A 22741-nucleotide genomic window follows, 5' to 3' on the forward strand; every position below is an offset into this window, starting at 1 on the left:
GGGCGTGTCAGGTCAGGTCGGTGATGATCGAGCGCAGTGTGGGGATACCCCATCCCTTTTCACTCGAGGTGATAACAAGTTCCGGAAATGCGGCCGGGTGTTTTGACAGGGCGGTGCGCACCTGATCCAGCACCTTTTCGCGCTCCTTTTCCTTGACCTTGTCGGCCTTGGTCAGAACGACCTGAAAGGTGACGGCGGCACTGTCGAGCAGGCTGAGGATTTCTTCGTCCACCTTTTTGACGCCGTGACGGGCATCAATCAACACGAAGGCGCGGCGCAGGGTCTGGCGACCGGACAGGTATTGTTTCAGCAGCCGTTGCCATTTTTCGACCACGGGCACCGGCGCGTTTGCATAGCCATAGCCGGGCAGATCGACGAGGTAATGGCTCTCACCCGCGGTAAAGAAATTGATTTCCTGCGTGCGTCCAGGTGTGTTGGAGGCGCGCGCAAGACCTTTGCGGCCCGTCAGCGCGTTGATCAAAGAGGATTTACCAACATTGGAGCGACCGGCAAAGCAGACTTCGAGGCGGTCAGGATCCGGCAGGCCGGACATGGCCACCACGCCCTTGACGAATTCGGTGTCGCCCGCAAAGAGCAGGCGGCCCTTTTCGAGCGAGTGTTGATCAGGGTCCTGCGCGACCGGGAAGGGCAGTTGCATCACAGCACCTCAATCTGATCGCCGACGCGAATGGTGCCACCGTGTTTGACCTCGGCGCGGACAGAAAAATCCTGATGGCCCCAGGTGTCCAGCGCGGCCAGCGTATCCGCGTCCCGCATGCCGGTGTCCGGATTGGCCGTGGTGGCAAGGCAACGGTCAGTCCGTTCGCGCACGGTGAGAATACAGTCGCCGATGCGGACATCCTTGCCCAGCCAGTCAAATTCAATCCATGGCGTATCGGTTTCAAACCAGATGTTGCCCCGCCAGCGGTGGATCGACAAAGGCTGTTTCAATTCGGCCTCAACTGCCCGATGCGACGCGTGGTTGCACAGGGTGACAGATGGAAAATCGCTGTCGGTAAATCCGCGGCCCGCCAGTTTGATGATGCGCTCAGGCAAGGCCCGGTCCTGCGGAACAAGCGGGCTGACCCAGGCAATAAACGCATCCGTGTCGGTGTCCGGGTTGAACGTCAGGTCGGGTCTGTCGGGGTGCGACAGGGTCAACGTGCCGGTCGCTTCGTTCAGCCGGCAGGTGATCGCCATGAGGTTTGGCGCTTTGGACACGCGGCTGAAGTTCGCGCAGGGCACCCATGTGCTGCCGTCTGCCTTTGATGCCTCATGCGCCACGGCCCAAAGCCGGTCGAACGGCATCGGCTGCCCTGCTGTGAGGGTTGTGTGCTGCAACGCCTCCCGCCCATGGCTTTTGAGCGGATGGCGCAGCAACGTCGTGATGGTGGTCATTTCGAGTCGGGTTTTGTTTTCTTCTGAAACCCGCCTTTTATGTTGCCAAAGACATCCGGTTTATATCCCTGACTGCGCATGATCATGTATTGTTGCACGAAGGTGATCGTGTTGTTCGCGATCCAGTAGACCACCAGACCACTTGCAAAGCCACCGAGCATGAACATGAACACCCAAGGCATCCATGCAAAGATCATCTGTTGCGTCGGGTCAGTGGGCGCGGGGTTGAGTTTCTGTTGCAGCCACATGGAAATACCCAGCAACAGCGGAAGGATACCGATAAAGATGAGTGCCATGATCGACCCCGGCTCTGGCCCGTCGAACGGCAAGAGCCCGTAGAGGTTCATGATCGAAGTGGGGTCCGGCGCGCTGAGGTCCTGAAACGGCCCGAAGAAAGGCGCGTGGCGCAGTTCGATCGTGACGAAAATCACCTTGTAAAGCGAAAAGAAGATCGGGATCTGGAGCAGGATGGGCAGGCAGCCCGCCGCCGGGTTCACCTTTTCCTTCTTGTAGAGTTCCATCATGCCCTGCTGCATTTTCTGACGGTCGTCGCCAGCCTCTTCCTTCAGCTTTTCCATTTGCGGCTGAAGCTCTTTCATCTTCGCCATGGAGACATAGGATTTATAGGCCAGCGGCAGTAGGATTGCCTTGATGATCAGGGTCAGGCCGATAATCGCCCAGCCCATGTTGCCGATGAACGCATTGAGGTAATGCAGCAAAAAGAAGATCGGTTTGGTCAGGAAGAAGAACCAGCCCCAGTCGATGCTGTCGATGAAACGGTCAACGCCATCGGTCTGATAGTTGCGGATCGTTTCCCATTCCTTTGCGCCTGCAAAGAGCTGGGTCGTGGCGCTTACGGATGTGCCCGGTGCGACCGTCTGCGCGGGCAAAACGGTTTCCGCCTGATAGATGTCGGCACGAGGACGGTATTTGGTCGTCAGTCTTGCCGAGGCGCTGGGGTCGGGAATCAGAACCGACATCCAGAAGTGATCGGTGAAGCCGATCCAGCCGTTCAGCACGTTTTCGATCCGCTCGGCGGGCACGCCTTCCCGTTGATCCACAGGGAATTCCGGGATGTCGTCCCAATTGGTTTCCGTCAACTCGCCGTCTGCCATTGCGACCACGCCTTCATGCAGGATGAAGAAGTTCTTTAGATCGTCCGGCTCGCCATGGCGGGCGAGAATTCCGTAAGGCGCGACGGTCACAGGGGCGTCGGACGTGTTGGCCACCGATTGCGTGATCTGGAACATGTAGTTGTCGTCAATTTCAATGATGCGGGTAAACGACAGCCCCGCGCCATTGTCCCACTGCAATGTGACAGGGGCATCCACCGACAGAATATCGCCGTCGATGACTTGCCATTCGGTATCCGGGCCGGGCACTTGGGATGGGTCTACGCCCGCGCCGGCCGCCCAGCCGTAGAGCGCGTAATACGCCCCGGGGCTGCCCACGGGGGAGAGCATCGTAACGATGTCTGCGTCTTCCTCCTGGGTTTCGCGGTAGTCTTTCAGGGACAGGTCATCGATCCGTCCGCCCAGCAGTGAAATCGACCCCTTCACGCGGTCCGTGGCGATTTCAACCCGGGGCGCCTGTTCAAGTGCGGCGGAGCGGGTTTCGCCCTCGATCACCACGGATGGCGCGGTGTCCGAGGTCACGGATGGCAGGCTGCCCGTGGCCGCGTCCGGTGTCAGTTCGGTCGACGTCTCCCCGGTGAGCGGCATCTCGGGTTCGGGTGGGGGGAATAGAACAAACCACACCAGGATCACGATGAAGCTGAGTGCTGTTGCAAGAATAAGGTTCTTGTTTTGGTCGTCCATCGGGGCAGCCACCTGCTCTGTTGAGTATCAGCGTGGTTCAACAGAGTGTCGGCACAAAGGTCAAGCAGATTCGGGGTTTTCCCCATGATCTGCTACCGATCGTCGCTTGTGCAAGCGGTCGCTCGGCGTGTGTGGGGGCGATCGCTTCAACCTTGCCGACATGGGCCGCTTCTAGCGGAGTTTATTGGGCAATATCTGTGGCGTGGCCTGCAGCTTGGCGTTGTGGCTGGCAATCCAGTCCAGTGTCTGGTCGAAAGGCATGGGTTTTCCGATGCCGAAGCCTTGCACATGATCGCAACCCAGTTGGGCCAGCAGCGCATGTTCGCCAACGGATTCGACTCCTTCGGCCAATGTTTCAACCTCCAGCCGTTCCGCCATGGTCAGAATGGCGCTGATCATGCGCTGCTGTTCGGGGTCGCGATCTGCTTTTATGACGAAAGAGCGGTCTATCTTGATCCGGCTGACGGAAAACCGGCGTATGGATGAGATGGATGCATGCCCTGTCCCAAAATCATCAAGGTCAATCCGGCAGCCCAGTTTGCTGAGCCCGTTGATGTTGCGCGTGATCGTATCGTCCGGTGAATTCGCGACGACAGTTTCCAGCACCTCGACGGCGAGGCGCTCTGGGGCGAGATCGAACCTGTCCAACTCCCAGATTATCTTGTCGACCAGTTTGGGATTGCTCAATTCCGGACCGGCAAAATTCACACCCACCTGTGGGACGCACACCCCTGCGCTGTCCCATGCCTTGAGGGCGGTAAACGCGTGGAATATCATGACTTCAGCAAGTTTTTCCAACATACCCGCCTGTTCAATGGCGGTCAGAAAAGCCCCCGGTGGCACCATGCCCCGCTTGGGGTGGTTCCACCTTGCGAGAGCTTCAAAACCGGTAACCAGCCCTGTATCGGTGGATATCTGGGGTTGAAACCAGGGCTTTATCTGCCCTTTTTCGAGGGCTTGCGCGACCTCTTCGCGCAGTTCCGCGCGGATTTCCGATTTTTGTTGCATTTTCTCTGAATAGGCGCGGATCGCCCCGGGGCCATTCAGATGGGCTTCCCGCAGGGCATGGCCCGCCGCTGCCAGCCATGCTTCGCCCGAGCGCGAAAGCACTTTGGTCTGCTGACAAAAGCCGACCGAACTGGTGATACACACTGCGGTGGCATCCAGTGCGATCGGCTCCTCCAAAGCGGCCTGTATCCTGCCGGCGAGCTGGATACACAGTTCAAGATCCATCTGGCGCACCGGTTCAAGGCAGACTGCGTATTTAAAGGTATCCAGATGCGTTACAGCGTCCCGGTCTCGTAGCACTGCGGCAATCCGGTCAGCGGATGTTGTGGAAATAACTTCGGCCGCGCGCTGCCCATGTCTTTCGACCAGCGAAGTGTGATCATCAATTTCAATCTGAAACACGGTGGAGATCAATCCGCCTGCGCGCGCCTCCCTGAACCTTGCCGCAACGATATCCTGAAAGCCATCGGGCTGCATCACGCCCAGCACGCTATCCTGCCTGGACGTGGTCACTGTTTCAGCTAGTTTTGCACGTGCCACGAGGAAGAATACGGGAAAAACCAAGGCAGTGATCATCAAAGCCGTTTCACCGCCATACCAATAGAGCCCAAGGCAAAATGCGGGCAAGAAAGCGAGGCTTTGCGGGCTGAAAAGAATTGCGCCAAGTCGGAGTCGTGCTGAGGCGAACGCCTCTGCCAGCACTTTGAACATGTCATTCCTCTCTCAACGGCGCTTTGCATAGCGGTAAACGCGTAGAGACTAGACGAGTCAGAATGACGTCTCGGTTAACAGGCGGATGGTTTTTACGATGGTATTGCCTAAAAACCGATCTATTTTCGTGCAAGACCAGCGAAATCAAAAAGCGCCGTGTCCAAAAGATGCGAGGGGCGTGTGTTCATCAAAGCCTTGAACATGACTTGCCGCCGTCCGGGGCTGTTTTTTTCCCAGCCTTCAAGGATGGCCTTGACCTGCTGGCGCTGCAATCCATCCTGACTGCCGCATAGGTCGCAAGGGATGATCGGATAGCCCATCGCCGTCGAGAACCGATCACAATCGGCTTCGCTGACATGGGCAAGTGGTCGATAAACGAATAAATCGCCTTCTTCGTTTACCAGTTTTGGCGGCATCGTTGCCAACCGACCGCCGTGAAAAAGGTTCATGAAAAACGTTTCCAGTATATCGTCGCGGTGGTGCCCCAGCACGACGGCCGAACAACCCTCTTCGCGCGCGATGCGGTACAGATGGCCGCGCCGCAGCCGAGAACACAGCGCGCAAAGCGTCCGCCCCTGCGGCACCTTATCCATGACGATGGAGTAGGTGTCCTGATATTCAACGCGGTGTGGCACCTCCATCTTTTTCAGAAATTCGGGCAATACGGTGGCGGGAAAACCGGGTTGGCCCTGATCCAGATTGCACGCCAGCAGTTCAACCGGCAGCAGGCCGCGCCATTTCAACTCGTAAAGCACCGCGAGCAGGGTGTAGCTGTCTTTGCCGCCCGACAAACAGACCAGCCAACGCGCATCTTTTTCGATCATGCCATAGCGTTCAATCGCGTCGCGGGTCTGCCTGACAAGGCGCTTGCGCAGCTTGCGAAACTCGGTCGTTTTGGGAGCCCCGTGAAAGAGCGGGTGAATCTCATCTGAATGATCAAGCATCAGCGGCGTCCTGAAGTTGGCTTGACGTTCTATATCGCGTGTGGGGATGAACCAAAAGAGGCTCGATACCCCTGCATTCTGCATAAAGGCGAGCGTGCGCGCCACGGATTGCAGGGTCAGGGCTTGCGCGTGCGCTCGGGCACAGGGTCATAGCCGCATTTCCCCCACGGGTGACAACGCAAAATCCGCCGCAGGGTCAGCCACGCGCCGATCAAGCCGCCGTGTTTTTGCAACGCTTCAAGGGCGTAGGCGCTGCAGGTCGGCTGGTATCGGCAATTGTAGCCGACCCATGGGCTGAAAATCAGCCGATAGGCGCGCACGGGCAGCGCCAGAAGATGGGCCAGCGGGCTCATCGCGCCGCTGTGTGGAGTTTATCCAATGCGGTAGCAAGATCCTGCATCAGCAAAGGAAACGGCCGTTGTGCTGTCGTATTTGCGCGTCCAATGAAGACGTAATCAACACCTGGAAGACCCTTTTCGGGCAGGATCAGCCGGGCTATTTCGCGCAGGCGGCGTTTGGCGCGGTTGCGCGCGACTGCATTGCCGACCTTCTTGGAACAGGTGAACCCGACGCGGATGACCGCAGCGTCACTTGCCGGTCGCCGACGCATCTGAAGGATGAAACCGGGGGTAACAGCGCGCGGCGCGCGGGCGGCGCGCAAAAAGTCGGCGCGCTTGGTGATCTGCGTCAAACGCGAAGAAACCGCCGGAGGTGCGACCCCTTCGGCGGTTGATTTCACAGGTGTGACATGCAGCGGCGACATCTGAATGACCCCGTTGGGATCAGATCAGGCGCTCAGCGACTTGCGGCCATGGGCGCGGCGCGCGTTGATGATCTTGCGGCCCGCCTTTGTGGCCATACGCGCGCGAAAACCGTGGCGCCGCTTGCGCACGAGATTTGAAGGTTGAAAGGTGCGTTTCATCGCTCCGTCTCCATTTGATGCTTCGGAAGGGGCGGAATCGGCCCCTGTCCGGTGGTATTCGAAGCCCGTCGTCTAAAGCGCATCCGGTTCCAAGTCAAACCCTCACGCCCGGTTATTTCTATTGTTTTGCAATAATTCGCCCTGCCGGGCAAAGAAGATGTTTCAAGAACCAACGTGACGCCGGGTAAAACGGCCTCAGCCTGTCACGCCGGATCAAGCGCGCGTGAGGGGGCTATCGCCACGCCGGCGCAGGCGTCATGTAAAGTGTCAATTGCAACCGGGCCGCAAAAGGTGACAGTAATGCTTGAAATGACACAAATCCAAAAATCCGGCTGGACGCGCCGACTGCCGCTGATCCTTATTCTGGCGGTGGCGGCGATCGGGGCGTTCACGCTCAAGGATTATCTGTCGTTCGAGGCCTTGCGCGACAATCGAGAGGCGCTGATTGCGGTGCGCGACAGTCACTTCGCGATAACCGTGCTGGGCTTTGTGCTGACCTATGTCGTGATTGTTGCATTCTCACTGCCCGGCGCATTGATCGCAACGCTGACGGGCGGCTTTCTGTTCGGCACCTTTGGCGGCTCCGCGCTAAGCGTTACCGCTGCAACGCTGGGGGCGACGGTCATTTTTCTGGCCGCGCGCAACGGTTTGGGTGAAAAGCTCAAGGCGCGGATGGATGCAGCCGAGGGCACCGTGGGCAAGATCAGCAAGGGGCTGGATGAAAATCAGTGGTCGATGCTGTTTTTCATGCGGCTGGTGCCTGTGGTGCCGTTCTTCGTGGCCAACCTCGTTCCCGCCTTTCTGGCGGTGCCGCTGCATCGCTATGTCATCTCGACCTTTCTGGGGATTATCCCCGGCTCGCTTGTGTATTCATCGGTGGGTGCGGGGCTGGGGGAGGTGTTCGCCCGAGGCGAGACGCCCAACTTCGGCATCATCTTTGAACCACATATATTACTGCCGATCCTGGGGTTGAGTGCGCTGTCAGTGCTTCCCGTCCTCATCAAGGCCATCACTGGCAAGAAAGACCTCTGACATGAAACGTATCAAAACCGATGTCCTGATCATTGGCGCCGGGTCGGGTGGTTTGTCCGTCGCCGCGGGTGCCGCCCAGATGGGGGCAAATGTTGTCCTGCTTGAAGGGCATAAGATGGGCGGCGATTGTCTGAATTTCGGCTGCGTTCCATCGAAGGCGCTGATTGCCAGCGGTAAGGCGGCGCAAAGCCAGCGCAATGCGTCCCAATACGGCGTCGCCAATGGGCCGGGTGCGGCGGATTATGCCGCCACCAAGGACCACGTGCATGACGTCATCGCGCAAATTGCGCCGGTCGACAGTCAGGAGCGGTTCGAAGGCTTTGGCATCAACGTCATCCGTGAGTACGGGCGTTTCATTTCGCCCACTGAGGTGCAGGCGGGCGAGACGGTGATCGCCGCCCGTCGCGTGGTGATCGCCACCGGCTCATCACCGCTGGTGCCTCCGATCCCGGGGCTGGGCGATGTGCCTTTCGAGACGAACGAAACGATTTTCGATCTGCGCGACAAGCCGGAACATCTGCTGATCATTGGCGGTGGCCCGATTGGCATGGAAATGGCGCAGGCGCACATCCGCCTTGGCTGCGAGGTAACGGTGATCGAGGGCGCGCAGGCCCTCGGCAAGGATGATCCCGAACTGGCGGCGGTCGTTCTGGACAGTCTGCGCGCAGAAGGCGTCGTGATCAGGGAACAGACCAAGGCCGCACAGATCAAAGGGGCGGCGGGTGCGATCGACGTCATCACGCAGGACGGTGAAACGATTTCAGGCACGCATCTTTTGATGGCCGTGGGGCGCAAGGCGAATATTGACACCCTCGGGCTTGAGGCAGGCGGGATCAAAACCAAGGGAAACGGAATTGAGGTAGATGCAGGTCTGCGCACCAGCAACCGCAGGGTCTATGCCATTGGCGATGTGGCAGGCGGGCTGCAGTTTACGCATGTGGCGGGGTATCATGCGGGTGTGATCATCCGATCCATGCTCTTTGGACTGCCGTCAAAGGCCAAGGTGTCCCACATCCCATGGGCGACCTATACGGAGCCTGAACTGGCGCAGGTCGGATTGACCGAAGCACAGGCGCGTAAGGAACATGGGACCGCTCTGGAGGTCGTGCGCTTTGACTATGCCCATAATGATCGCGCCATTGCAGAGCGCAAGACCACAGGGTTCATCAAGCTGATGGTGCACAAGGGCAGACCGGTGGGCGCGTCCATCGTCGGGTATCAGGCGGGCGAGTTGATCAACCTCTGGGCGCTGGCGCTGGCCAACCGTATGAAGATGAGCCAGATCGCCGCCATGGTCGCCCCCTATCCCACCATCGGAGAGATCAACAAACGCGCCGCAGGGGCCTATTACAGTCCGCGACTTTTCGACAATCCCAAGGTCAAAAAGATCGTGGGGCTTGTTCAACGCTACATCCCGTGAAAATCTGACATATGTTCAATTCGCTTTCAGGTCGTCTCATCATTCTGACAACCATCTTTGTGATGATTGCAGAGGTCCTGATTTTTGTGCCCTCGATCGCGCGGTTCCGCGAGGATTATCTCAACAACAAGCTGGAGCGGGCGCAGATCGCGTCGCTGGCCTTGCTGGCGGATGATATGCTTGACGGCGAGCTGGAAAAGGAGCTGCTGGAAAACGCGGGCGTTTTCAATGTGGTGCTGCGTCGCGATCAGGTGCGCCAACTCGTGCTGTCCTCCGATATGCCGCAAGCTATCGCGGCCACATATGACATGCGAGACAACTCCGCTGTGGTCTTGATCCGCGATGCGCTGGCGCGTTTTGTCTCACCGCAAAACGAGGTGATCCGCGTGATCGGGGCGCCTGTGCGGGATGCGGGCCTGCTGATCGAAATCACGATGGAGACTGATCCATTGCGGATGACGATGATAGATTATGGCATCCGTATTCTGATCCTCTCGGCTGTGATTTCGGTTATCACCGCCTCTTTGCTGTTCGTGGCGATGCGGGCCCTGTTGCTCAAGCCGATCAAACGGGTGGTGGGGGACATGCAGAATTACGCCGCGGCCCCCGAGGATGCGCGCCGCATTATTGTGCCCTCTGCCAGTGTGACCGAGTTGCGCGAAGCCGAAGAAGCGTTGCAAAAGCTGGAAACCGACCTGACGCAGGCCTTGCGCCAAAAGGAGCGGTTGGCGCAGCTGGGTAGTGCTGTGAGCAAGATCAGCCACGATCTGCGCAATATTCTGACCTCGGCTCAGCTATTCACGGACCGGATCGAGATGAGCGAGGATCCGACCGTCAAGCGGATGGCCCCCAAGCTTGTCGGGTCGATCACGCGGGCAGTTCATCTGTGCGAAAGTACGCTGGCGTTTGGTAAGGCCGAAGAACCAAGCCCGACGCTCACGCGGCTTGCGCTGCGCGATCTTGTCGATGAAGTGATCGATGGGGAGGTGCTGGCGATCGGTGATCATGATGTAGAGATCGTCTGTAAAGTCCCCGCAATGATGATGGTGCGTGCAGACCCGGAGCAGCTTTACCGTGTCATTGCAAACCTGATGCGAAACGCACGTCAGGCCATCACTGCGACCAGTCAGCCTGGACAGATCAACATCGAGGGCAGGGAGGACGCAGGTGCCTGGTATCTCGATGTCGCAGACACAGGTCCGGGTTTGCCCCCAAAAGCGCAGGAGTTCCTGTTTGCCCCTTTCCAAGGCGGCGCGCGCAAAGGAGGATCAGGCCTTGGGCTCGCGATTTCCGCCGAGCTCGTCAAAGGTCACGGCGGTATCCTTGATTTGGCGTGGACCGGACCGGACGGCACGTGTTTCACCATTACGCTGCCCAAAGGGGACGGCACATTGCCCGATCGGCAGCTGGATACATAAACTGCGCGGAGTCCGCCGAGGCCGCACATACAGGCCGAAAACGGGGGTGAAAAAATGACAGCAATTTTGATGCCTTTGGGCTTGCATAAATCATAAGGCATCACTAAACCACGCGCTAGTGGACCGATAGCTCAGCTGGATAGAGTACTTGACTACGAATCAAGGGGTCGGGGGTTCGAATCCTCCTCGGTCCGCCACTTGCATAAATTAAGATACTGATACTTATGTGAAAATAGGGGAGATGACTTTTCATCCCACCACTTTTCCCACCATATGGATCTAGCCAAGCATCATCTCTTCTTTCCGCCCATTTCGGGCAATTTAAACGAAGGAAGAGTCAATGAAAGACTTGCAAAACATACTCGATCAGATCAGCAGCCAAGACAAAGCGTCTTTACTGGCCGCATTAGATAACGCTGGATTTCAAGCTGATGACAGTGACGCAATGCGAAAAGAAAAGTTGCTACAATTGATATCCGATTTTCGCAGCCTAGCCGGGCGTTGCGGTGTTAGTCATGTGCAATGGCTAGCGGATTGGCACAAGGCCAGAGACGCCGCGGCGGAAGCCTCAGATGATACACCCGAAGAGACGGAACACATGGATACTGCCGAAGCGCTTAGCATCCTTTTGGCCAGCACTCCGGCCACTTCGCCAGAAAACCTAATCGCACAAATCGCATGGTTCAAAGAAGATCTGGGGGATTTCGTCCTGGGCAACACTCTGCCTGATCACGACATGATCTTTGAAGCGTCGTCAAAGGGCGTCGCGAACATCAAAAAGTAAAACACAGGGTGGGGTGTCGGCATACCCGATCGACCCCCACCTGCCCCCTTCGCATATGCGCTCAGCGACGGGGTGCCCCCAAAAAATGGGCCCAACGTTTATGCATCTAGGCCCCGCATCTAACTCGTAAGCAGTTTTAGTTTTCTGAAATTTTTTTGCGTGGAAATGCCGTGGTAAGTACATTTCCGAGGCAATATGCTTACGATGTTCTCGGCCAAATCGAGGCCGCTAGTGCTGCCTTCGTATATCTAAGCTCTCCTTTTAGAAGGTTTCAACACCCACTACCCTGCCACGTTCGATGCCGCCGGGGGCGTCGGCCCGAACGCTTACCGACCACTAATACACCGTACGAACTCGTCAGGACAAAACGTGTTGAGGCATAACACCGCTCAAGACCATGTTCGAGGTCGAAGAAACCGGCAAGGAAAAGTTCGTGATTTGAACTTGGCATGACGGACGCTGTCGGAGCAACGGAAACCTGTCAGATCAGATCTGAGCCTCAACACGTTAGGTCACTGTCCTAAACGGAAAGTAGAACTGAGTACGTCCTTTCCGGACGCTCCAACTCATGATTGTTTATCCAAAGCCTCAGATGCAAGCCGTGACGGCAAATGTAATCGCGCCAAACGACAACTTCTACATCCTTACGGTTTGTTGCTACTCCCTCTTGAACTGCAAGGCACGGGCTAATCATACCTTGCCCTCCGGCGGTATTTCATTGTTTCGAAACACTTTATTGATAACTCCTTTTCCTATTAACAATAAAAAACAGAATGGACTAAAATCATCTCGGTTTATGTGCTCAGGTTTCTTTTGGTGAGCCTGTGCCGTTTTAATGTAGATGCTATTGCTCATTTTTGCAGCCTTTTCTTCGAAGGCCAAGGGGCTTTTCCAGCCGGGTAGTAGACAGTGCCTGCCCAGATTGTGGAAGCTACTGGTGTGCTCATGTATTGCAATTTCGGCATCACATCGCTTCTTCGAGGGCCGTTACTGCCGCAGCTTAGCGTGATCGTCTCAAGGTAGGTTTCGACAGCCAATTTGTCGGAATGATTGTCAGCTCTAAGCATTGCCGTCTTGAAATCCTTCAGATGCCGGACTCGCTGACAATCGTGAAAACAGTCTTCGCGGCCGCAATCGAAGTGTTGCCATCTCGGCAGGTTTCTGTGCAATCGCCTGCCGAGCAGAGGCTGCATCCTCTTGGCAGAGACCACGGCGCCCCAAAGACAGAGCAAACCGCCCACGCATGCGCGAAAGTACCACGATAACTTTTCGCTGGCTTTCGCTGACCGGGCGTTTGCGGAGGACGCCAATTGGCAGTCTACCGCTCATTAGCTCGCGGAGATGGCAAACCGTTTGACCAGCTTGAAGGAAGCTCATAATCGCTACCTCACCGGGGGCGCTTTTTGGCTGAGATGTACCCTTAGAACCTGAACCAGATAATGCTGGCGGAGGGAGGATACACAACATGAAAATTGGCTTTCCTGTTCACTTTTTCTCCAGGAGAGGCGCTCGAAAGTGCATGAACTAGCTATCGATTGCAAGGGTAGCTGGGATGTCTATCTGCGCAACGAAAAGCTGCGGCTGGCGTTTCGGCTCTACCAAAATCAGCGCGGTTGTATCCCGTCATCCTATCTTGGTCATTTACGGGACTTCTCTCTGGCGAGCTTGCAAAAGCTCTTCTTGGTTTGGATGGGGATAGATCACGAACGAAATAGACCGCACGTTTTCCGAGCCTCTCTGGTGAGCTCTGCCACCTTTCAAGCGGGCGGCAAAAGTAGATTCAAACTACGAGTTATTAACTAATTTTATGGCGTAAATTCAAATAATTGACGCCAAGTTGCACCAAAGACTATGGCGCGAAGCACCACCATTTCGCTTATCGGAATTGCGAGTTGGATAGCAGGAATCATCAATGATAAGAAACTGGGATACTAGTCTATGGAGCGGGACCGTTGCAAAATAGGATATTCGAAATCTTGGAAAATGTGGCGAAATACGGACCGATTACCCTAGATGAACTCGCTCAAAAAACTGCTATCAGTCGATCTGCCACCTTTCGCGGTTTAAAAAGGTTGGAAGACGGTGGATGGATAAGGCTCAGGCTAGATGGGCGCCAATATGTGCTCACATCAAGAGTTGAGCAAAAGTTAAATTCGAAAGTTGAACCGAAGAAAGAAATCGAGCAACTCACACCAGTGATCACCCAAAGCATCGATTTGAAGTCAATAAGAACACGTATTTTTCAACAAGAAACAACCGTATCAGCCGAACTCGTCGATGACAGCATTTACAAGTGCCCTGAACGAAACGAGCAAGTGATGGCTGCTGATTGTTGTCGCTTCCTTTTACAGGTTCTTCAGTATGCAGGTTTTGCGGTGGGCAAGCCACAGCTGGACGAGGCGCAACTTGTGAAAGCCCAAGATATATTAAGGAAGCTCGAAAGCTGTGATTTTGCTATCGTGTCAGAACATCGGTTTTTATGGTTACCTGTGTTCTCCCGATCCTCCGAAGTATTTCTGTTATGTCTATCTTGTCGAAATCTCGGTCATATCGACAGTAAAGTCGGCCATAAACTTGCTAAAAACCTTAAACAAAATGCGTACGCTACAGGTCTGACAACATTTCAAAACCTCAAAATGCCGCGGCTCGGAAGAAGCTCGGCTCACTGAAATGCTCTCAACGCGATTGCTCCAGCTCCGACAAGGCAAGCAGCCCGGCATATGAACGAAAAGACTCCGCGCCGGAGACTGTTCCGTTTTTCGGCACAAAAACTCAGGCACAGAATTTGCGCCATGCCGCCTTTAACTTCACTGGTGTGGAGGCAGAGGTTCTTCTTCCCAACGTCTTGTGGCTGCGTGCTAGCATCTGCACAGCCAGCCAGAACCTCGTCCGAAGTAGACTCTACGTCACACAACTTTTCAGCCATGACGATCTTAGCTTTTGCCATGGGAAGGACCATTGGACGTGATCGCCTCGGTGGCTTCGTTCACTAATCTTAAGAAATTTCTGTCCCCCTCAGGTTTAGCAGCAAACGCAGCATCTATTTCAGGGCCTGTTGGCTGATGACATGCGTGGAACATTGGCAGATTTGTCATATCAACCGCAAATGGCTGTAAGCCTCTGGTATGGGGAGCAGTTTCCGCGTTCAAACAAGCGAGAACCAAGTAGGCTCGCTGCCTGTAACCCCCTGTCGATAGACCCTTCAAGATCTCCATCAGTGGTTTCCCATCAGGACTGAGAACACAAGCTGAAAGAACTTTACCCAAAGATATATACCGGGGGGGATGAAGATTAGCACCCAGACGATAACGTTCATTTCAGGTTTCATCTTTGCATGTCCCTTAAATTCCTTTGCCCGAGTTCAGCGGATCAGTTTGATCTGGTGAATTTCACGAATTGCGCCGATCGGGCAATTTTGGCATTTCGGATTGTGGGATGGCGGTTGCCGCAGTTTCTGACGCTCAGTTCCGCTTCGCAAACACGGGCACTCAGTGCATTTGGCCGTTGGTGGTGTATTGCAAACGGCCGAGACTGCGGACGAAAATGACACCACTGCGTTTTGCGTTCATGCGCTTCCGGTCACCCTGAGGACGCGGCGTGCAGGTTACCTGATAAACAAACTGGCGGCTGTGATTGAGCTTACCGAAACATGGGTGGGCACCGTGTTCTGAGGCATCTAGCGTCGCTGATGTATAGGCGAAGTTTTGCTGTCAGTTTCGTCAATATCACACACCGAAATTGGTTTTATTGCGTTCAATTCGCCAGTTGGCGGACGCTCCTTTGAAGTAATTCCGGAAAGCGGAATGGTGGATTCGGGATACCAGTGATTCCCGCATACCGAGAACGCGGGTCATGTTTTGGATGCAGTCGACGGCCACATGATGCCACAAACCACTCAAAGGAGAATATCATGTCACAAGCCAACAAATACGAGCAGCAGATGCTGGATTTGATAAATGCAGACCGTGCAAAAGTCGGCCTCGATCCTTTAGTATTCAACTCAGACCTCAATGAAGCCGGTGAAGACCACAGCGCATGGATGCTGGACAACGATCGCTTCAGTCACACTGGTGCTGACGGATCCAATTCGCGCGAGCGTATCGAGGCTTCAGGCTATGAATTGGAAGGAAACTGGAAAACCGGCGAAAACATAGCCTGGGTCAACGAAGCCGGTGACAATGGCTTGTCAGACGAAGTTGCCCGGCTGCACACCAACCTGATGAACAGCCCCGAACATCGTGCAAACCTGTTGAACCCGGACTTCAAGGAAATCGGGATTGGTATCGAAGCCGGTGATTTTGTTGACGATGGGCAGACGCTTGATGCGGTATTTGTCACCCAGAACTTTGGTACAACGAGCGCAAATACCGTCGTACTTCCCGATGCAGATACGGACGCTCCGAGCGTGGTGGAACCAACACCTGCCGTGGTTGAAGACACAGCACCTGCAGAACCGGAAGTGACGGAATCAGAAATCACTGCCGGAACCGGCTTTGATATCGAACAGTTCATGGCTTCGCGAGGTTTCAGTATAATTCAAGAGACAACCGAAGACGTTGAAGAAACGAGCACGGGCAGCTCAAACACTCAAACCACCAGAAGCAGTGTCGAAGTCACGTCAGTTGCCAGCGGCACGGATGGTCCGTCGGTGGATGTGCAAGGCGAAGGGAATTTCAGTGGTCAGGGATCAGCAACAGTTGATGATGTAACTGCAGAAGACGCGGGTTCGGCAGCCATCGCCATCCCCAGTACACAAGCTCCCATCGTTTCCAGAGTCCGCGATGAAGGGACGGGCGTGTGCGACGATGCAGGAGCTATGGAACTCGGCTCCGATGACTTCGTCTTTGAGTTTGGCCCCAACGTGCGAACGGAATCCGGGTCAACGATCAGCAGCGCCAGTATCAGATCGCTCGCCAGTTCAGAGAATGGCCCAACCGTCGAGGTTCTGGCCATGGAGGGAGACACTGATCTATTCGGAGCCGCCAGCAGCAATGGCGAAACGCAAAACATCGCGTTGAGTATGTCAGCTTCTTCCGATTTGGCATCGTTCAGCGGCCCCGAATTCTTCGATGAGTACATATTCTAAACGCAGTGAGAGGGGTCTCTACGACCCCTCTGGTCACTATATCAATCGCCCCGGTTTTTCCGGAGACTATTGAGTTCGTATTTCAAGCCGCGATTTTATCTGCATTCAGGCTCGCTAAACCCGTCAAACTTACCCATGGCAGCACCTGCCAGAACGCAAGGCAATGCGCTTGCCAGTGCTTGTGTACAAATAAATTTAGTAATACGACTGCCGCATCATTTTCGAGGTGGAAGTATGCAAAAAACTGTCGTCAACAGCTGGAACGAATGGGACCCGCTCAAGCATGTGATTGTGGGCCGTGCCGATGACTGCCATATCCCCCCTGAAGAGCCTGCTCTTGACGCGAAAGTGCCGGAGGACAGCGACATGCGCGGCCAGTGGGGGCGCAGGCCACAAGAAACAATTGATCGCGCAAACGAACTTTTGGATAATTTCGCATCCATTCTCGAATCCCGTGGTATTCGGGTCGACCGTCCCACACCCATTGATCATTCCAAGCCCGCGATGACCCCTGATTTTCGAACAGAAAGCCAGTTCGGGTGCATGCCGCCGCGTGATGTTCTCCTGACAGTCGGCTCGGAAATGCTCGAAGCAACAATGTCCTATCGTTGTCGCTGGTTTGAATATCTGAACTATCGACCGCTCATGCAGCAGTACTTCGAGCATGATCCCAACTTCCGCCATGAGAGTGCGCCCAAACCCCGTTTGACGGATGCAGACTACCATCCCGATTACCTGAGCGACAAAATCGGTGTCGAAAAGCGCCTGAAATGGACCGCTGAAAAGTTCTTTGTGACCACCGAAGAAGAGCCGCTTTTTGATGCCGCCGATGTTCTGCGTTTCGGTCGCGATCTCGTGGTGCAGCATGGGTTTACCACCAACCTGAAAGGTATTGAATGGCTGCGTCGGCACTTCCCCGACCATCGCGTTCACACCGTCAATTTTCCGGGCGATCCCTATCCGATACATATCGATGCGACGTTCACACCGTTGCGCCCCGGTCTGATCCTCAACAATCCGCAGCGCCGCTTGCCCGAGGAACAGCGCAAGATGTACCGGGACAATGACTGGGAAATCGTGGATGCGGCACAGCCCGCCCATAACACGCCACCGCCACTGTGCTATTCGTCCACATGGCTTTCGATGAACGTGCTCGTGCTTGATCCCAAGACAGTCTGTGTGGAAAAATCGGAAGTTTACCAAGCTGAACAGATGGACAAGCTTGGCATGGAGGTCGTGGAGGTGGAGTTGCGTGACGCCTATGCTTTTGGCGGCGGCTTGCATTGCTGCACGGCGGATGTGTTCCGAGAGGGTACATGTGAAGATTATTTCCCGAATATGGACCAATCGTCGGTTTGAATGACGCCTCCGCTTGGCCCTGCGCCGGTTTCGCGGAAGGTAGGTTCGGTATGTATTCAGGGCCGCCGTCGCCAACGGTCGGCTGGCATGAGCGACATGTCGTGCGGGGTAGCGGCCTTGACCGCGAGGAGGCGGCCCGATGGTGCCCGCAGGCTGCCACGGGCACATTCGGCATCTTCAAGCGGGCGCGAACAGATCCTGGAATTGCGCGCGCAGCGCCTTCTTTTGCACCTTGCCCATCGTGTTGCGTGGCAGTTCCGGCAGTACGATCAGTTTTTGAGGGTGCTTGAAGCGCGCCAGTGATGCGCTGATATTTTGCTTGATGGCATCAAGGTCGGGTTCTGCACCGGGCTCAGCCACGAGAATGCCCACGACAGTCTCGCCAAAATCGGGATGCGGAACACCGATGACAGCGCTTTCCAGAACGCCTGCTTCGCGATCGAGCAAAAGCTCGATTTCTTTGGGATAGATGTTGTAGCCGCCGGAGATGATCAGATCCTTGTTGCGCCCGACGATGTGCAAATAGCCATCCTGATCAATCTGCCCGAGGTCGCCGGTGATGAAAAAACCGTTCTCCCGCAACTCTTCGGCGGTTTTTTCCGGCATCTGCCAATAGCCCTTGAATACGTTGGGCCCGCGCACCTCGATCTGCCCGATCTCGCCCTGCGGCAGCGTGGCACCGGTTTTGCTATCGGTGATCTTGAGTTCGACGCCCGGAAGGGGAAAGCCTACGGTCCCCGCCCGGCGTTCGCCGGCGTATGGGTTGGAGGTATTCATATTCGTCTCGGTCATGCCGTAGCGTTCGAGAATGCGGTGGCCGGTGCGTTTTTCAAACTGTACATGGGTCTCTGCGAGCAGCGGCGCACTGCCAGATATGAACAGCCGCATGTTTTGCGCCACGTTCTTGGTGAACCGAGGGTCCTCCAGCAGGCGGGTGTAAAAGGTCGGAACGCCCATCATGACTGTGGCCGTCGGCATCCGATCAAGGACGACGTCGAGATCGAATTTCGGCATGAAGACCATTTTGCAGCCCGCAAACAGCGATATGTTTGTCGCCACAAAAAGCCCATGAGTGTGAAAAATTGGCAGCGCATGCAGCAGAACGTCTTTTGAGGTAAACGCCCATTCAGAGGTCAACACCTTGCTGTTGGAAAGCAGGTTGCCTTGGGTGAGCATCGCCCCCTTGGACCGCCCCGTTGTGCCGGAAGTATAGAGAAATGCGGCCAGATCGTCTTCTGATCGCGCGACTGTTTCAAAGGTGGTGGGCATGCCCTCGGCCCTTGATGCAAAACTGCCGCTGCCATCACTGTTCATCGTTTCAAGCACAGCACCGGTTGTTTGCGCAATGGGCGTCAGGGCGTCGTATCTACGGCCATCGCACAGGATGACCCGCGCGCCGCTGTTTTGCACAAAATACGATACCTCATCTGCCGTATAGGCCGTGTTCAAGGGCAGAAACACGATCCCGGCTTGGACGCATGCGGCGTAGATGGCCAGCGCCTGGGGGGATTTTGCAATCTGAACTGCAATCCGCTCCCCCGGCTGAACCCCGAGGTGCGTCAATACATGCGCATATTGCGCGGCCAACTCAAGATACGCCTTGTGGTTGATCGTTGCACCATCCACCAATTCCAGAAAAGGGGTCTCCTTTCCCTGATGACGCCCGAAAAATGTATCATAGAGAGGGTTTGCCATGTTCAGGTTCCTAAACTTGTGGTCACTGATCCGCTGAGTGCTTTGACGGTTGTGGAGGCGACGACGATCTTGTCACCGACGAATTTCTCGTGGTTTTGCGAGATTTGAGAGAGGTCGTAAAGATAGTTGACCATCGCGCCGTTGGATTGTTTGCGCCCGTTCGGTGAAACATCTGCCTCCGCGTGAACTGCATGGACCAAAGCGCCATTGCCAAGGTGGAAGCGTGCGACCGGGTCAAAGGGCATGCCGTCTGATCGCTTGGCTTCCAGCAGATAGTGCGCTGCGAGGGCCTGCGTGTCGGCGTCTTTGAGCGCGTCGATATCGGCATCCTGAAGCCATCTGTTCAATCCGGGGATCGGGGACAGCGTAACGAAGGTCGTAAGCCCCGGCAAATCCTTGGCCAGATCAGCGACAACTTGTTTGATCAGTGAGTTGCCGAATGAAATACCCGCCAGCCCCGACTGGCAGTTCGAGATGGAATAGAAGACGGCCGTGTCTGCGTCCTGCGCCGTGATCACATCCCGTTCATCGGCCAGCAAATCCTGCACTGAACTGGGCACACCCTCGGTCAATGCGACCTCGACAAAAATTAACGGCTCATCCGCCATTGAGGGGTGAAAGAAACCAAAGCAGCGTCTGTCGCTCGGTTGCAGCCTGCGCCGCAGTTCATCCCAGCTGTCAATTTCATGCACGGCTTCATAGGCGATGATCTGTTCAAGGATATTCGCCGGGCTGGACCAGTCAATCGGGCGCAAAACGAGAAAGCCGCGATTGAACCATGACGAAAACAGATGTTTGAAATCCACATCAACGGGTTCGAGATCGGGGTGGTCTTTCATCATCCGCAACAGGTCTTTGCGCATCTGCACCAACTGTCCCGTCGCCCCCGGCACCTGATTCAGACGTCGCGCCAATTCCTGACGCCGAGGTTCGCAAGCTGCGGCAAAGGCACGATATGTGTCTTTGCCCGGGTTGTTCTTATAGGCTTCCAGCGTGTGTGTGACCGCGTCCGGGTCAATCTCAAGATCATGCGCCATGAAGCCAAAAAGGGCGGTTTTTTCTGCCTCAGTCATTGCGGCGTAGCGATCCAGCAGGTTGCGCGCCAGCGTGACACCTGAAACTTCGCCGTGGCTGCTCAGCAGCGCTTCGCAGAGTTCGCAGGTTGTCCGGCTGTCCACCTCATCCGAGAGAGCCTGCTGGTATCGCCGCTCAAAAAGGGTCGAGATCAATCCGCCGAAATAGCTCATACGGCCTCACCCATGATCACATCAGGCAGCCATGTCGCGATGCCCGGAAAGAAGCACAGCAGAATGATCGCAATGACCATGCAGGCCACGAAGGGCAGGGACCCCTTGAGGATCGTCTTGAGCGAAATATCCGGCGCGATGCCGTTGATCACATAGAGGTTCAGACCCACGGGCGGCGATATCAATCCGATCTCCATATTGATGGTCAGAACCACCGCAAACCAGATGGGATCAAAACCAGCCGTGGTAATGATTGGAAGCAGGATCGGTGCGGCCATCAGGATCACCGCCACCGGCGGCAGGAAGAACCCGGCCACCAGCAGGAACAGCATCACAAAACCCATGAGAACCCAGCGGTTTACATCCAGTGTCCCGATCCATTCCGCGATGGCTTGCGTGATGAAGAGGCTTGAAAGCATGTAGGAAAAGACACCGGCGGCTGCGATGATGAACATGATCATCACGCTTTCCTTGGTACTGTCGCGCAGCACCACCCACAGGTCTTTGGGGTTCCACAGTTTGTAAATGATGATCGCGATCAACAGACAGAGCAATGCACCGACGGCGGCCGTCTCGGACGGTGTCGCGATGCCGCCATACATGGCATAGAGAACGCCCACGATGATGGCGAGGAACGGCAGGACGCGCGGCAGGATTTCAAACTTTTCCTTCCAACTGTAGACGCGCGACGCCAGCAGCATCTGGTCGCCGCTTTTCCATGTGGAATACAGCGACCACGCCATGAAAAGGCCCACTAGCAAAAGCCCCGGGATCACGCCGGCCAGAAACAAACGACCAATCGAGGTTTCGGTCGCGATGCCGTAGACAATCATCGTGACTGACGGCGGGATTAGAATACCGAGTGTTCCCCCGGCCGCGATGGACCCCGCCGCGACCCCGTCGGGATAGCCGCGTTTGCGCATCTCGGGGATGCCCATCTTGCCGATGGCAGCACAGGTCGCAGGGCTTGATCCCGACATGGCCGAAAAGAGCGCGCAGGCCCCGAGGTTGGAAATCACCAGCCCGCCCGGCACGCGGGTCAGCCAGCGTTCAAGCGCCTCATAAAGGTCAGCCCCCGCCCGCGTCGATGCGATGGAAGAGCCCATGATGATGAACATCGGGATCGCCAGCAGGGCAAAATTGTCAAGCTTGCCAAACAGAATTTCAGGGATCAGTTCAAGCGAGCGCAGCCCATCGAAGATCAGCAAGAAGCCGGTGGATACAATCAGCAGCCCAAGGGCCACCGACACCCCGGAAAACAGCACGAGAATAGTGGCGAGTGCGACAATGCCGCCGAGCAGGATCGGGTCCATTATTCGTCCTCCAGTCCAAAGGGGGTGTCGATTTTCAGCAGCACTGCGACCAGATCAGCGATCAGTTGCAGCAGGAACAGGCCAAACCCGACAGGGATCGCGAGATAGGGAATCCAGAGCCTGACCGCCCAGATGGTGTCGGATTTCCAGTTGCGCTCGTAGGCGAGATGCCAATGCTCAAATCCGTAGAACAGAACGATTGCGACCATCACAATCGAAAGTGTCATCGTGAGGATATACATGTAGTAACGCGCACCCGGTGACAGCGCGAGTGGGATCAGGTCGACATTCACATGTCCGCGCAGTTGCTGCACGTAGGGCAGCCCGACCAATGTGGCACCGATCGCAAGATAAATGACGGCTTCGGTTTGCCAGACCGTCGATTGGTTCAACACGAAACGCACGAAAATCATCTGGCAGGTGATGGCGACCGCCGCAACGATCATGGCCGCCGAGCACCAACCGGCGAGGGTAGATAGGACCGCCACGCCGCGCAGAAAAGGGTTATTGCCCGTACGCGCGGTGACGGCTGAGCTTTGACCAGCCATGTCGATTTTCCTTTTAGAAGTAAGAGTTTCGGAGCATTG

General features: G+C 55.8%; 19 protein-coding genes, 1 tRNA gene and 1 riboswitch. Of the genes, 8 read left to right on the plus strand and 12 right to left on the minus strand.

What is annotated here, in order from left to right:
- Window positions 1-7: 7 nt before the first annotated feature.
- The 8 genes from yihA to rpmH form a co-directional block, all read right to left on the minus strand.
- Window positions 8-658 carry a ribosome biogenesis GTP-binding protein YihA/YsxC gene (yihA, locus tag RD1_RS06730; RefSeq protein WP_011567710.1) on the minus strand — a complete coding sequence of 217 codons (651 nt, stop codon included), beginning with the start codon at window positions 656-658 and terminating at the stop codon, window positions 8-10.
- A complete protein-coding gene (locus tag RD1_RS06735; protein WP_011567711.1) occupies window positions 658-1398 on the minus strand; it encodes an MOSC domain-containing protein in 741 nt (246 codons plus the stop codon). Before RD1_RS06735 ends, yihA begins: the two co-directional genes overlap by 1 nt.
- Window positions 1395-3215: a membrane protein insertase YidC gene (gene yidC / locus RD1_RS06740; protein WP_011567712.1), complete on the minus strand. Its 1821-nt coding sequence runs from the start codon at window positions 3213-3215 to the stop codon at window positions 1395-1397. Before yidC ends, RD1_RS06735 begins: the two co-directional genes overlap by 4 nt.
- A gap of 171 nt (window positions 3216-3386) precedes the next feature.
- The gene (locus tag RD1_RS06745; RefSeq protein WP_011567713.1) at window positions 3387-4934 is read right to left on the minus strand and encodes a putative bifunctional diguanylate cyclase/phosphodiesterase; all 1548 of its coding nucleotides are present in this window, start codon (window positions 4932-4934) and stop codon (window positions 3387-3389) included.
- A gap of 119 nt (window positions 4935-5053) precedes the next feature.
- Window positions 5054-5878 (minus strand): tRNA 2-thiocytidine(32) synthetase TtcA, encoded by an 825-nt coding sequence (gene ttcA / locus RD1_RS06750; RefSeq protein WP_044033374.1) that lies wholly within the window; start codon window positions 5876-5878, stop codon window positions 5054-5056.
- A 116-nt stretch (window positions 5879-5994) separates the two neighbouring features.
- Window positions 5995-6231, minus strand: coding sequence for a membrane protein insertion efficiency factor YidD (yidD, locus tag RD1_RS06755; RefSeq protein WP_011567715.1), 237 nt, complete (start codon window positions 6229-6231; stop codon window positions 5995-5997).
- Window positions 6228-6641, minus strand: coding sequence for a ribonuclease P protein component (gene rnpA / locus RD1_RS06760; protein ID WP_011567716.1), 414 nt, complete (start codon window positions 6639-6641; stop codon window positions 6228-6230). Before rnpA ends, yidD begins: the two co-directional genes overlap by 4 nt.
- A 24-nt stretch (window positions 6642-6665) precedes the next feature.
- Window positions 6666-6800: a 50S ribosomal protein L34 gene (rpmH, locus tag RD1_RS06765; RefSeq protein ID WP_011567717.1), complete on the minus strand. Its 135-nt coding sequence runs from the start codon at window positions 6798-6800 to the stop codon at window positions 6666-6668.
- A 300-nt stretch (window positions 6801-7100) separates the two neighbouring features.
- Between rpmH and RD1_RS06770 the strand changes: the two genes are divergently transcribed.
- The 8 genes from RD1_RS06770 to RD1_RS06815 all read left to right on the plus strand — a co-directional run bounded on the left by RD1_RS06770 (window position 7101) and on the right by RD1_RS06815 (window position 17899).
- Window positions 7101-7832 carry a TVP38/TMEM64 family protein gene (locus RD1_RS06770; protein ID WP_011567718.1) on the plus strand — a complete coding sequence of 244 codons (732 nt, stop codon included), beginning with the start codon at window positions 7101-7103 and terminating at the stop codon, window positions 7830-7832.
- 1 nt (window position 7833) lies between these two features.
- Complete coding sequence (locus RD1_RS06775) at window positions 7834-9252, plus strand: dihydrolipoyl dehydrogenase family protein (RefSeq protein ID WP_044032993.1); 1419 nt, start codon at window positions 7834-7836, stop codon at window positions 9250-9252.
- Window positions 9253-9263: 11 nt separating this feature from the next.
- On the plus strand, window positions 9264-10670 hold the full coding sequence (locus tag RD1_RS06780; RefSeq protein WP_011567720.1) for a sensor histidine kinase: 1407 nt from the start codon (window positions 9264-9266) through the stop codon (window positions 10668-10670).
- A gap of 120 nt (window positions 10671-10790) precedes the next feature.
- Window positions 10791-10867: transfer RNA gene (locus RD1_RS06785), tRNA-Arg, on the plus strand.
- 143 nt (window positions 10868-11010) lie between these two features.
- The gene (locus tag RD1_RS06790; RefSeq protein ID WP_011567721.1) at window positions 11011-11454 is read left to right on the plus strand and encodes a hypothetical protein; all 444 of its coding nucleotides are present in this window, start codon (window positions 11011-11013) and stop codon (window positions 11452-11454) included.
- A gap of 1382 nt (window positions 11455-12836) precedes the next feature.
- Window positions 12837-12925: riboswitch (TPP riboswitch) on the plus strand.
- A gap of 514 nt (window positions 12926-13439) precedes the next feature.
- A complete protein-coding gene (locus RD1_RS06795) occupies window positions 13440-14123 on the plus strand; it encodes a transcriptional regulator (RefSeq protein WP_044032994.1) in 684 nt (227 codons plus the stop codon).
- A 1241-nt stretch (window positions 14124-15364) separates the two neighbouring features.
- The gene (locus tag RD1_RS20420) at window positions 15365-16540 is read left to right on the plus strand and encodes a CAP domain-containing protein (RefSeq protein WP_011567725.1); all 1176 of its coding nucleotides are present in this window, start codon (window positions 15365-15367) and stop codon (window positions 16538-16540) included.
- 234 nt (window positions 16541-16774) lie between these two features.
- Window positions 16775-17899 carry a serine/threonine protein kinase gene (locus RD1_RS06815; RefSeq protein WP_011567726.1) on the plus strand — a complete coding sequence of 375 codons (1125 nt, stop codon included), beginning with the start codon at window positions 16775-16777 and terminating at the stop codon, window positions 17897-17899.
- Window positions 17900-18076: 177 nt separating this feature from the next.
- Here RD1_RS06815 and RD1_RS06820 read toward each other — a convergent pair whose 3' ends face one another.
- Genes RD1_RS06820 through RD1_RS06835 form a run of 4 tightly spaced genes read right to left on the minus strand, consistent with a single transcriptional unit; the run spans window position 18077 to window position 22702 of the window.
- On the minus strand, window positions 18077-19594 hold the full coding sequence (locus RD1_RS06820) for a malonate--CoA ligase (RefSeq protein WP_011567727.1): 1518 nt from the start codon (window positions 19592-19594) through the stop codon (window positions 18077-18079).
- A 2-nt stretch (window positions 19595-19596) separates the two neighbouring features.
- Entirely contained in the window at window positions 19597-20841 is a 1245-nt protein-coding gene (locus RD1_RS06825; protein WP_011567728.1) for a malonyl-CoA decarboxylase, read from the minus strand.
- Entirely contained in the window at window positions 20838-22154 is a 1317-nt protein-coding gene (locus RD1_RS06830) for a TRAP transporter large permease (protein WP_011567729.1), read from the minus strand. The genes RD1_RS06825 and RD1_RS06830 overlap by 4 nt, the downstream gene beginning before the upstream one ends.
- Window positions 22154-22702: a TRAP transporter small permease gene (locus RD1_RS06835; protein ID WP_044032996.1), complete on the minus strand. Its 549-nt coding sequence runs from the start codon at window positions 22700-22702 to the stop codon at window positions 22154-22156. Before RD1_RS06835 ends, RD1_RS06830 begins: the two co-directional genes overlap by 1 nt.
- Between the last annotated feature and the right edge of the window lie 39 nt (window positions 22703-22741).

The sequence above is a fragment of the Roseobacter denitrificans OCh 114 genome (genome assembly GCF_000014045.1).
Taxonomy (GTDB): domain Bacteria; phylum Pseudomonadota; class Alphaproteobacteria; order Rhodobacterales; family Rhodobacteraceae; genus Roseobacter; species Roseobacter denitrificans.